The organism is Streptomyces albidus (ex Kaewkla and Franco 2022), from assembly GCF_013870515.1.
Lineage (GTDB): Bacteria > Actinomycetota > Actinomycetes > Streptomycetales > Streptomycetaceae > Streptomyces > Streptomyces albidus.
This window is the reverse complement of record NZ_JACBXA010000213.1, coordinates 1-10336: the sequence shown is the minus strand read 5'-3', so window position 1 is coordinate 10336 and position 10336 is coordinate 1. Positions and strand designations below refer to the sequence as shown.

Genomic DNA, 10336 nt, shown 5'->3' with positions numbered 1-10336 from the left:
CTCGAAGTCGTACAGCGGACGGATCTCCGGACCCCGCTTGATGTTGTCCTGGATGACTCCCGTTCGGCGCCGAACGCTCTCCGTGTCCGGAAGTGCAGGCGGCGGCCGCCCTTGCGTACCCGCGGGCGCCGAGGTGTCTCCCGGCGGAGCCCGAATGCGGCCCGTACAGCCCGGCACAGACCGGCACAGGCGCATGAAAAAGGGCCCCCGACGGCGCGTTCCCGCACCTCGGAGGCCCTTTCGCGAGTGGAGCCTAGGGGAGTCGAACCCCTGACATCTGCCATGCAAAGACAGCGCTCTACCAACTGAGCTAAGGCCCCGCTGCGCACAAGGGTACCGGCTCCCCGTAGCGAATTCCGACCGGGTATCGCCCCTCGTCGGCCACCCTCCGTAGGATGCACCGCAAGTTCGCGTCAGCGAAGCGCCAGGGCAGTCCAGGGGAGACGTGATGGACGCAGCACAGCAGGAATCCACCGCGAAAGCGCGTGAGCTGCAGAGTCAGTGGTACGGGGAGCCGCTGGGAACGCTGTTTCGGCGGCTCATCGACGACCTCGGCCTGAACCAGGCCCGGCTCGCCACTGTGCTGGGGCTCTCCGCGCCCATGCTGTCGCAGCTGATGAGCGGCCAGCGTGCGAAGATCGGCAACCCCGCCGTCGTGCAGCGGGTGCAGGCGCTGCAGGAGCTGGCGGGCGAGGTCGCACGCGGCGAGGTCAGCGCCGCCGACGCCACCCAGCGGATGGACGAGGTCCGGCGCACCGCGGGCGGCAGCGTCCTCAACAGCACGGCGCAGACGGCCTCTTCGGGCAGCGCGTCCCAGACGCCGGTCAAGCGGGTGGTCCGGGAGATCCAGGCGCTGCTGCGTTCCGTCTCCGACGCAGCCGACATCCTGGACGCCTCCTCCGCCCTCGCCTCCACCCACCCGGAACTGGCAGAGTTCCTCCGGGTCTACGGGGCAGGCCGTACCGCGGACGCCGTCAAGCACTACGAGTCTCATCAGAACTGATCACGGGGCAGGGGCACAGCGTCATGGGTGAGGTCTTCGCCGGCCGGTACGAGTTGGCCGACCCGATCGGACGCGGAGGGGTCGGCGCGGTGTGGCGCGCCTGGGACCGTCGCCGCAAGCGTTACGTGGCCGCGAAGGTTCTCCAGCAGAGCGATGCGCATTCGCTGCTGCGGTTCGTACGCGAACAGGCCCTGCGCATCGATCATCCGCACGTGCTCGCCCCGGCGAGCTGGGCTGCCGACGACGACAAGGTCCTCTTCACCATGGACCTCGTCAGCGGCGGGTCGCTCGCCCATCTCATCGGCGACTACGGCCCGTTGCCGCCCACGTTCGTGTGCACGCTGCTGGACCAGCTCCTCGCCGGTCTCACGGCAGTGCACGCCGAGGACGTGGTGCACCGTGACATCAAGCCCGCCAACATCCTTCTGGAGCCCACCGGCAAGGGGCGCCCGCACCTGAGGCTCTCTGACTTCGGCATCTCCATGCGCAAGGGCGAGCCGCGCCTGACCGAGACCAACTACGTGGTGGGGACTCCCGGTTACTTCGCCCCCGAGCAGCTGATGGGCGCCGAGCCGGACTTCACCGCCGACCTGTTCGCGGTGGGCCTCGTCGGGCTGTACCTGCTCACCGGGCAGAAGCCCGACTCGATGGAGATGCTGGCCCGCTACGAACACGGCATTCCGCCGGCTCCTGAGCGTGTGCCCGAACCGCTGTGGCAGGTCCTCGGCCAGCTTCTCCAGCCCGACCCGGAGCAGCGCTTCCGTACGGCGACCGGCGCCCGCAAGGCACTGGCGGCCGCCGCGGAGATGCTGGCCACCGACGGGACGGCGGAGCAGGAAGTCGTCGAGGTCTTCGACCACATCGGGCCGCTGCCCCAGGGATTCGGCCCGAACGGGCCGGTGAACGGTGGCGGCTCGGCGGCTTCCGCGCAGTCGCCGTCGGCCACCGGCAGTTTTCATCTCCCGCCGCCGCAGGGCACGTTCGGAGCGCCGGAGGCGCCCAGCACGCCTCCCACGCCGACGCCCACACCCTCTGCCGCGTACGGGCAGGCGCTCGCTCAGCCTTCACAGCCCGCGCACCCGCCCGCGCAACAGGGCCAGTACGGGACGGCGGCCGCGGCCACCAGTCCGTACACGGCGCCCCAGCAGCCCGCCCCGGCACAGCAGCAGACGGTCTCGCAGTACGGGCAACAGCCGGTCCGCGCACGGAAACCGGGACCGCCCCCGAAGGTCGCGGTCCCGGTCCTGATCGTTGCGTTGATCTGTCTGGCTGTCGGTTTCTGGGCGCTGACCGCCGCCTGAGGGGATGCGCCGACACGGCGGCTGGGCCGCGCGGCGCACCTACTGCCAGTTGTGAGGCGGTCCTTGGCCCGGGCCTTGGTGCTGGTGCTGCCCCTGACCATGGCTCTGGCCGTGCTGCTGCTGCGGCCACAGCGGAACCGTCCCGGACTGGACCGGTCCGTTGCCCGGCTGGGATCCGGTCACCGCTCCCGGACCGGCTGCGGGCGCAGCGCTTCCCGCCGACGCGCCCCGCCGTGCGGTCAGCGTCCACAGTCCCAACGCGAGGATCAGCACTGCTCCGGCGCCGATACCCGAGTACGCGACCAACTGCAGGGTGTCGCTGCGCTCCGCCTCCGCCGCCGTCTGCCCCTTCTCCGCCTGTTCCCGGTCCTCCGCGCTGACTCCGAACCCGGCGGCCGCCGCGTCCCCCGAGTAGTCGGGCCCCGGCTTCGCCTTGCCCTTCACATCCACGCGGAGGGTGAGCGGCGCGGTGGACTTGAAGAACTGGGCCGTCTTCGGGGAGACCGTCACCGCGAGGTAGTACCAGCCCGAGACGGGCGCGTCGTAGCCCGCGTCGGCGAACCGGTTGCCGTAGTCCACCACCGGTGTGTAGGCGAGGGCCTGCGCCGACTGGTCGGGGCTGTACTGGACGAACTGGTCCTCGTCGAACCGGCCGCGCGCGGGGTTGTACATCGTGACCCCCAGCCCGTCGTAGACCGTCGGCGGGTACTCTCCGGGCGACTTGGCGCTGCCCAACTCCACGGCTGCGTTCAGCTGTTGGCCCCATTCGACCGGCACCCGGTAGAAGCGGGTCTCACCTGGCCGGATGCGGTCCTTCCACACACCGCGGGAGACGGCGCCGGCGTCGTTGAAGCCGGTGCCGCCGTGCGCCCGCTTCTTCGCACTGCCGCTCACGGGCGTGGGCGGCTCCTCCTCCGCACGGTTGTCGGAAGGCGCGGAGGGAAGCGAACCCTTCAGGCCCGGCTCCGACATGAACCGGATCTCCAGCGGCCAGCGCCCGGGGTCGGAGGTCTCCGATCCCTTTCGCTGCACCGAGAAGAGATACGGGCCCGCCTTCTGGCACTCGTCCTCCGCGCCGATGATCCGCGTGGCGTAGTCCGCGATCGGATAGGCCGCACCGTCGGAGCCGAAGTCCACCTGGGTCCCCCCGTCGCAGGCGTTCCCGTCGACCGTCTCCAGGGAGATCTCCAGGCCCTCGCCCACGGTCTGCACCTTCGCGCCCGGCTCGGGTGCGGCGGCCGCGGAGATGAAGGCGCTGGACTTCGCGTCCAGGCTGACGCTGTAGTACTTCTTCTCGCCCCGCCCGATGGAGTCGGTGTAGAGGCCGGGCCCGATGTCGGGCCCCTCGCCGCTGCTGGCAGCACCCTTGATCTTCTTCGCGCTCTCGGCCGGTTCGTACGTGGGCACGTCAGGACCGTCCTCCGCGGCGGCACCGCTGAAGCCCGCTCCCAGCGCCTGCCCAGGCATCCCCGCCACCAGGCACAGTGCCGCCGCCGCTGCGGCCACCCCCGCGGCTGCTCGTCTTCTCGTGCGCCGCATCACCACGCGCCACCCCTCATCGCTTCCGAACCGCCGTCTCCACTGCCGCCATCGCCGCGCCGCGCCCGTACGAACCACCACGCGAGCCCGGCCAGCAGCAGAACGCCCACGCCTCCCGCGACCGCCGCGACCATCGGGCGGCTCCATCCTGCACCGTCCCCCGCTGCACCGCCCGCCCGGCTCTCCCCTGAGCCGGACGAGGCCTTCGCGTCCGAACCCGCCTGTGCCGCCGGGGCGTTGTGCTCGGGGCCCGACTTGGCCTGTCCCTTCACATCGACGCGGAGGGTGATGCCGATGTCGGGATTCTCCGCGATGCGGGCGGCGTTGGCACCGAGGGTGACCGCGATGTAGTAATCGCCGTCGGCGTGGACGGGGAAGACGTTCTGAGCGCTCTCCCAGCGGTTGGTCCAGGAGACCGGCACCGTACCGCCGGAGACCTTGCCCGGGTCGCCGTTGTAGGAGTTCCGGGCACTCAGGCCGCCCAGGCCGCCGCCCGAGACCGGCCGCCGGTGGGGCGCGTAGGTGTCGGTGCGGCTGAAGGTGAACTCCGAGTTGAACTCCTCCGCCGTGGGCTCGTTGCTGAACTCCACGTCGTAGCGGAGCTGCTGGCCCCAGCCCAGCGGCACCCGGTACCAGAGTGTCTGCGAAGGCAGGATCTTGTCCCGCCACACGCCCTTGCCGATCCCGGTGGCGTCGTTGAAGCCGGTGCCGCCCGCGACCTTCTTCGGACGCCCCTGCGGCAGGGTCGCCTCGGGTCCTCCGGCGCCGAGTTCGGGCTGCGACTGCGCGGGGGTGATCCCCTTCCCCAAGGGCTTCTCCACGCCGTAGGTCAGCTCCAGCGGCCAGCGCGCCGCGTCGGAGGCCTTCTCGTCCGTGCCCCCGGTGCTGTCGGCTGCGCTCACTCGCTCGACCGCCAGCAGGTGACGTCCGGCTCCCTGATCGCACCTGCCGATCGCGCCCGTGCCGGTGCCCGCTGGGATGCGGTCGACGCCCGAGACGAGCGGCACCCCGCCCTCGTCCTGTCCGAAGTGCTCGGTGCTCGAGGCGCACGGGCTCGTCTGCTCCGGCGCTGTCAACTCCGTCCGCAGCCCGTCGAGTTGATCGACGGACGAGCCCGGCTTCGGCACGGCCGTGGCGGAGAACCCGGCAGTCGAGGCCTTGTCCATCCGCACCGCGTACCAGCGCTTCTCACCCGGCCCGATGGTGTCCAGGTACTGTCCGGGACCGCTGCTGAGCGTCGCGGCGTCCCCCGACTCCTCACCGCCGGTGATCTTCTTGCCCTTGAAGCGGTAGCCGTTCGCCGAGAGTTGGCCGGCGCGCTGGAGCTGGCGCGCGAGGGCGTCGGCGTCCGGTGCGTCGTAGTACGCGCCGTTGCCCTGGCGGGCCACGCATTCCAACTGCTTGCGCGCCTTGCCGCGCACCTGGAAGCCGATCGCGTCGATCCTCAGGTCGATGCCTCGCTCGGCCAACTCCCCGGCGACCTCGCACGGTTCGGGGTCCCCGCAGTTGTCCTCGCCGTCGGAGACCAGCAGGATCGTGCGCTGCCCGATCGCGCCCTCGGGGACCTCGGGCAGGTCCTTCGCCGCCTGGCGCAGCGAATAGCCGATCGGGGTGTCGCCCTTGGGCCGCACCTTCGCCACGGCGTCCTTGATCCCGGCCCGGTCCAGCGGACGTACGGGCTTGGCGAGCCGGGTGTCGGTGCAGCCCCGCTGCTTCTGCGAACCGTAGAGGCGCAGACCGGTCGGATAGCCGTCCGGCAGGCTGTCGACGACGGTGCCGACGGCCTTGCGGGCGGAGGCGATGCGCGTGCTGCCGGAGCCGTCCTTGTCCGCCATCGAGCCCGACGAATCAAGGACCATCACCATCGCGCCGTTGCCGTCTGCAACGGCTCGGGGAACTGCCGTCGCGGGTGCCGCAGGTGCCAGCGCGAGCAGCATTCCGGCCGCGAGCAATCCCGCCGCTGCGCGCTTCCTCTGACTTCGCAGTGGTCCCATGTGCACCCGTCCCCCTCGCACGTGAATGTGCCCGGTGTGTCTTTGCGCGAGACTCTAGGACTTTGCTCTCGCACACTACAAGGGGGCTCCCGTCACGGAACAGCAACAGCACCTCGGGCCCTTTCGGTGGCGCCTCGGGGCCGGAACGCCGGGCGACGCGGGCGCTCGCACAGCAAGAGGCCCCGACCGCCGAGCGGCCAGGGCCTCACTTTGCAAGCCTGTTGGAGTCACACACTCGAACCCGCGGGCACGGAGTCGGTCGCCTCCGTCCACAGATCCTGCTCGGCGCGGTCCGCCTGGATCTGGCGGTACACGAGGAGCCCGCCGATGGCGGCCAGTGCGACCAGGAGAAGCTTCTTCACCGCGCTACCTCGTCCTTCTGAGAGACGTTGGGACCATCTGGCGCCCGATGATACCCAACCAGCTCTCGGCAGAAGGAGGTCCGCCCCGTCGCACGACGATCTTTCTCACCGGCGGCCCCGCGCCATCCGTGAGTCGGGCCCGCGAGGCGAATACGACGATTGCATGACCCGGGCGCACGGCCCCGCCGCCGTCACTCCCACACGTCGGCCCTGCCGCCGCGCCATTCGATCAATACCGGGTCGTCCAGGCGCACCTGGTCCGGGTCGAGTCCCGCACTACGCAGGATCTCCACGAGGTCGGCTATTCCACGGGCGAAGCCGAGTTCGTCTCCATCGGCTCTGTCAGCAGTGATGCGGCGCCCGCCCATCGGAGCGGGCGGATGCACGACGATCGAGGCAGTCATACGAAAAAGAGTGCGACGGTTCTCCATCCACCGCATCCGGAGCGTACGTTGCGTCACTAGACGAATGCGGAGAGTGTTTGCGACGATCGCATCGCACCCGTGACACGGGCCTGCGCTCCGCCTCGATGACCGGCACGGCGCCCTACGTTGAGAGCGCACCCTCGAGAGGACGCCCGCCCCGTGACCGACTTCCCCGCCCGCCGGCTGCTCATCGGCACGCGCAGCTCACCGATGGCCCTCGCGCAGACCGCCCGTGTGGCCGACCTGCTCCACGCCCTCGCCCCCTCCCTGCGCATCGAGACCGTGGCGACCACGACCGCGGGCGACACCTGGCCCGGGGATCTCTCCCAAGTCGGCGGCAAGGGGCTGTTCGTGAAGGCCATCGACCTTCAACTGCAGCGCGGCGAGGTAGACATGGCCGTCCACTGCCTCAAGGACGTACCCGGCGACCAGCCCCTGCCCCAAGGGCTGACCTTCGCAGCGATGCTGCCGCGCGACGACGTGCGCGACGTGCTGGTCGTGCCCGGGAGTTCGCCCGTCACGTCTTTCGCTGATCTGCCCCCGGGCTCCGCGGTGGCCACGAGCGCCGTACGCCGCAGGGCACAGCTGCTGTCCCTACGGCCGGACCTGCGCGTCCTGGACGTGCGCGGCGCTGTCGGCACCAGGCTCCAGAAGCTGGACGAGCCCGGAAGCGAGCTCGAGGCGGACGCTCTGGTCCTGGCCACATCAGGGCTGAGACGGCTCGGCCTGACGGGACGGATCCGTCAGATCTTCAGCTGTGAGGAAGTGCTGCCGGCGGTCGGCGCGGGAGTCCTCGCGCTGGAGTGCCGCGTGGACGACGAAGCCGTCCGGGCGCTGCTCGAACGTCTCAACGACCCGCGCACGCAGGCCGAATCGCGGGCAGAGCGAGCAATGCTGAGAGGGCTGCGCGGCCACTGCAACTCCCCGATCGCCGGCCACTGCGTCACCCTGCCGGACGGCCGTCTCTCCCTGCGCGGCATGGTGTTCACGGCCGACGGCTCCCGGTTCGTACGCACGCAGCTGCAAACCGACTCCGCCGCCGACGCCGCGTCACTCGGCTCCCGCGTCTGCGCCGAACTGATGCGGCAGGGCGCCCGCTCCCTCATCGACGCCTGAGCGGACGCCACGGCTCCCGCCGAAGACCAGGCCACGCAGCGCCGACTGCTCCGTCTCGTAGCGACCCTCGACGGCGAATCCTGGCCCGTGGCAATGCGGATGCGCCCGGGAGGCCGGAGACTTGGCATCCGGGAATCACACTCTGGGGGCATCACTGTGAACGACGTCGAGCTGAAGCACCTGCGCCGCTGCGTGGAACTGGCCGCCGAGGCACTGGAAGCGGGCGACGAACCGTTCGGCTCCGTGCTCGTCGCGGCGGACGGGACGGCGCTGGCCGAGGACCGCAACCGCGTGGCCTTCGGCGACCGGACGCGCCACCCCGAGTTCGAGCTGGCGCGCTGGGCCGCCGCGAACATGACCCCTGAGGAGCGAGCAGCGGCGACCGTCTTCACGTCGGGTGAGCACTGCCCGATGTGCGCCGCCGCGCACGGATGGGTCGGGCTGGGCCGCATCGTCTACGCGAGCTCTTCCGAGCAACTGGCGGCCTGGCTGGCCGAGATGGGGGTACCGGCGCCTCCCGTGCGGACGCTTCCCATCCGGGAGGTCGCCCCCGGCGTCGTGGTGGAAGGCCCGGTGCCCGAACTCGCGGAGCAGGTGCATGCCCTGCACCGCCGCCTCCACGACGCGTCCTGACAGACGAGAACACCCCGCGTCGTCGCGACCGGCCAGCATGAACAGGGCGTCTGCCATACACACGCTGTGGACGACGACCGGCGACGCGGATGGATCTCCCCTCCGCTCCTGGCTGAAGAGGGTTGGCGTCCGGCCGGCGCCGCACCAGCTCCCCCCGGAGGCCTCACGTTCTCGCGTGCCCCGAATGTCGGGCGCAGGCTCCCTACTCGCCGAGCGCGGCCCGCTGGCGGGAAAGCTCCGTCGGACCCAGCCCAAATCTTGACCCTGACTGGCCCGATGGTCGACGGTTGTCGTTCGCTAACTGACTTCGGTTCGTCCGGCGAGGGGTGATCCAACTGTGAGCACTGAAGAAGCGCGCACGGAGCTGGAGCAGCTGCGCAGAGCGCTGAGCGAGAACGAGACCATCGGCCAAGCCCAGGGCGTCCTCATGGCGGTCTACGCCTGCGATGCTGAGCAAGCGAGACGGATCCTGGTGAAGGTCTCTCAGAACACCAACACCAAGCTTCAGGCGGTGGCAGAGCAGGTCGTTGCTACAGGTCACAACGGCCCCGTGGCTCCCGCATTCACCAGAGCTTTGAGGGCTGCGGTGCTGAGCCTCCAGTCGAGCTGAGTCCTCGACCTGATCGATCTCTGACCAGCCGCTCATGGCCTGCCCTCCCACAAGGTGGGGAGGCAGTCAGTTCTTCTGAAAGTGGCCCTGCGAGTCGCCACCTGCGCCTCCTCCTCAGCGCATCGGCTTTACCTGGACCCTCTTGATAGGTGAGGCATTCGAAAGGCCGGGCTTCGACCGGAAGAGCTGCGGGAGAGATTTGCGTGGCGGTGCCGTGCTGCCCAGGAAGGCAGCCATGGACGAAGAAGAAGCAGGCAAGCTGTTCGACGAGATCGACACTGACGGCGATGGCATGATCACGTTCCCGGAGTGGAATCAGCACCCCGAGTCCTTCAAGGGGAAGTGCAGTCCACTGGGCGACTTCTTGCAAATGGACATGAACTGGGACAGGGAAATCGGCCGGGAGGAGTTCATCCGACACCGCGCCTACCGCCACTATTCCTGAGGGAACGCAGCGGTCGGCTCCGTGCGCTGCCGTTGCTGCGTCAAGCAGGCCTCATCAGGCGGTGTAGCGGCTTTGGGCTGGAGCTGCCATGGGGCGAGAGATCGGGGCCGTAAGCTTCCCGCGACTCGGGCAGCTCCTAGCCTGCCCGCAATAGACAAGGCTCCGGAACGTCGGCGCCCTTGGTCGACCTTCCGCACGATGTCGAGCCTGCGCAGATCTCTGCACGCCCGTCGTCGGCCGTGGCAAGCCGGAGGCCGCTGATGCTCGCTGAGCCGCTCGAAGACCCACTCATCGGCTGATCTCGCCGTCGGTGTCAGCCGATGAGCAAAAGACCCCCAACCGTGATCGGTTGGGGGTCTCAACGCTGGTGGGGCTAGGAGGACTTGAACCTCCGGCCTCATCCTTATCAGGGATGCGCTCTAACCATCTGAGCTATAGCCCCGCGCCGCTCCGAAAGATTAGCGCACTTCCACCGCGCCCCCCAAATCGGTTCCGGGGGCCTCGTTCCAGGCGCTACTCGTCCTCCGCCAGCGTGACCTCGACGCCGCCGACGAACCCGGCGGACAGGTTGTAGATGAACGCGCCCAGCGTCGCCAGGGCCGTCGCCAGCACCACGTCGATCGCGGCGATCACGCCTGTGAACAGCAGAACCCGGGGCAGCGACAGGAACGACTCCAGGTCGAAGCCGCCGTCGCCGGACTCCGTGGCCTGGCTGACCGTGCCGCTGATGGCCGTGAAGACGCCCATGGCGTTCATGACCATCCACAGCACCGCCACCGCCACGACCGTGCACACGCCCAGCGCTATCGACAGCAGGAAGCTGACCTTCATCACCGACCACGGGTCGGCCTTGGCCACACGCAGCCGCGCCTTGCGCGTACGCGGCACCGTGCTCCAGCTATCAGTAA

General features: G+C 69.7%; 11 protein-coding genes and 2 tRNA genes. 6 read left to right on the top strand and 7 right to left on the bottom strand.

The genetic code is table 11. The annotated features are described in order from the left end of the window. Positions 1-247: 247 nt before the first annotated feature. Positions 248-320 (bottom strand) — tRNA-Ala (locus H5J26_RS23975). Between the two features lie 128 nt (positions 321-448). On the opposite strand from H5J26_RS23975, the gene H5J26_RS23970 reads away from it, so the two are divergent. Then, complete coding sequence (locus H5J26_RS23970; protein WP_181768028.1) at positions 449-1003, top strand: helix-turn-helix domain-containing protein; 555 nt, start codon at positions 449-451, stop codon at positions 1001-1003. Positions 1004-1026: 23 nt separating this feature from the next. Further along, positions 1027-2304, top strand: a complete 1278-nt coding sequence (locus H5J26_RS23965) for a serine/threonine-protein kinase (RefSeq protein ID WP_181768027.1) — start codon at positions 1027-1029, stop codon at positions 2302-2304. A gap of 39 nt (positions 2305-2343) precedes the next feature. Here H5J26_RS23965 and H5J26_RS23960 read toward each other — a convergent pair whose 3' ends face one another. The 4 genes from H5J26_RS23960 to H5J26_RS23945 all read right to left on the bottom strand — a co-directional run bounded on the left by H5J26_RS23960 (position 2344) and on the right by H5J26_RS23945 (position 6603). After that, the gene (locus tag H5J26_RS23960) at positions 2344-3810 is read right to left on the bottom strand and encodes a hypothetical protein (protein ID WP_181768026.1); all 1467 of its coding nucleotides are present in this window, start codon (positions 3808-3810) and stop codon (positions 2344-2346) included. 32 nt (positions 3811-3842) lie between these two features. Continuing rightward, entirely contained in the window at positions 3843-5837 is a 1995-nt protein-coding gene (locus tag H5J26_RS23955; RefSeq protein ID WP_235981015.1) for a vWA domain-containing protein, read from the bottom strand. 227 nt (positions 5838-6064) lie between these two features. Beyond that, positions 6065-6199 carry a DLW-39 family protein gene (locus tag H5J26_RS31070; protein WP_209446510.1) on the bottom strand — a complete coding sequence of 45 codons (135 nt, stop codon included), beginning with the start codon at positions 6197-6199 and terminating at the stop codon, positions 6065-6067. Between the two features lie 191 nt (positions 6200-6390). After that, entirely contained in the window at positions 6391-6603 is a 213-nt protein-coding gene (locus H5J26_RS23945) for a hypothetical protein (RefSeq protein ID WP_181768025.1), read from the bottom strand. 180 nt (positions 6604-6783) lie between these two features. Between H5J26_RS23945 and hemC the strand changes: the two genes are divergently transcribed. The 4 genes from hemC to H5J26_RS23925 all read left to right on the top strand — a co-directional run bounded on the left by hemC (position 6784) and on the right by H5J26_RS23925 (position 9428). After that, a complete protein-coding gene (gene hemC, locus H5J26_RS23940; protein WP_181768024.1) occupies positions 6784-7740 on the top strand; it encodes a hydroxymethylbilane synthase in 957 nt (318 codons plus the stop codon). A 150-nt stretch (positions 7741-7890) separates the two neighbouring features. After that, entirely contained in the window at positions 7891-8373 is a 483-nt protein-coding gene (locus H5J26_RS23935; protein ID WP_309238048.1) for a nucleoside deaminase, read from the top strand. 337 nt (positions 8374-8710) lie between these two features. Next, entirely contained in the window at positions 8711-8983 is a 273-nt protein-coding gene (locus tag H5J26_RS23930) for an ANTAR domain-containing protein (RefSeq protein ID WP_181768023.1), read from the top strand. Positions 8984-9218: 235 nt separating this feature from the next. Next, on the top strand, positions 9219-9428 hold the full coding sequence (locus H5J26_RS23925; protein WP_181768022.1) for a hypothetical protein: 210 nt from the start codon (positions 9219-9221) through the stop codon (positions 9426-9428). A gap of 365 nt (positions 9429-9793) precedes the next feature. Here H5J26_RS23925 and H5J26_RS23920 read toward each other — a convergent pair. Both H5J26_RS23920 and H5J26_RS23915 read right to left on the bottom strand, forming a co-directional pair. Next, positions 9794-9870: transfer RNA gene (locus H5J26_RS23920), tRNA-Ile, on the bottom strand. A 71-nt stretch (positions 9871-9941) separates the two neighbouring features. Further along, the coding region (locus H5J26_RS23915) for a DUF3566 domain-containing protein (RefSeq protein ID WP_210771696.1) at positions 9942-10336 on the bottom strand (395 nt) is incomplete at its 5' end.

What these genes read in the sequence shown, in the direction of transcription:
- H5J26_RS23970 (WP_181768028.1), top strand. Translation starts at nt 449, where the DNA reads ATGGACGCAGCACAGCAGGAATCCACCGCGAAAGCGCGTGAGCTGCAG.
- H5J26_RS23965 (WP_181768027.1), top strand. Translation starts at nt 1,027, where the DNA reads ATGGGTGAGGTCTTCGCCGGCCGGTACGAGTTGGCCGACCCGATCGGA.
- H5J26_RS23955 (WP_235981015.1), bottom strand. Translation starts at nt 5,837, where the DNA reads ATGGGACCACTGCGAAGTCAGAGGAAGCGCGCAGCGGCGGGATTGCTC.
- H5J26_RS23945 (WP_181768025.1), bottom strand. Translation starts at nt 6,603, where the DNA reads ATGACTGCCTCGATCGTCGTGCATCCGCCCGCTCCGATGGGCGGGCGC.
- H5J26_RS23925 (WP_181768022.1), top strand. Translation starts at nt 9,219, where the DNA reads ATGGACGAAGAAGAAGCAGGCAAGCTGTTCGACGAGATCGACACTGAC.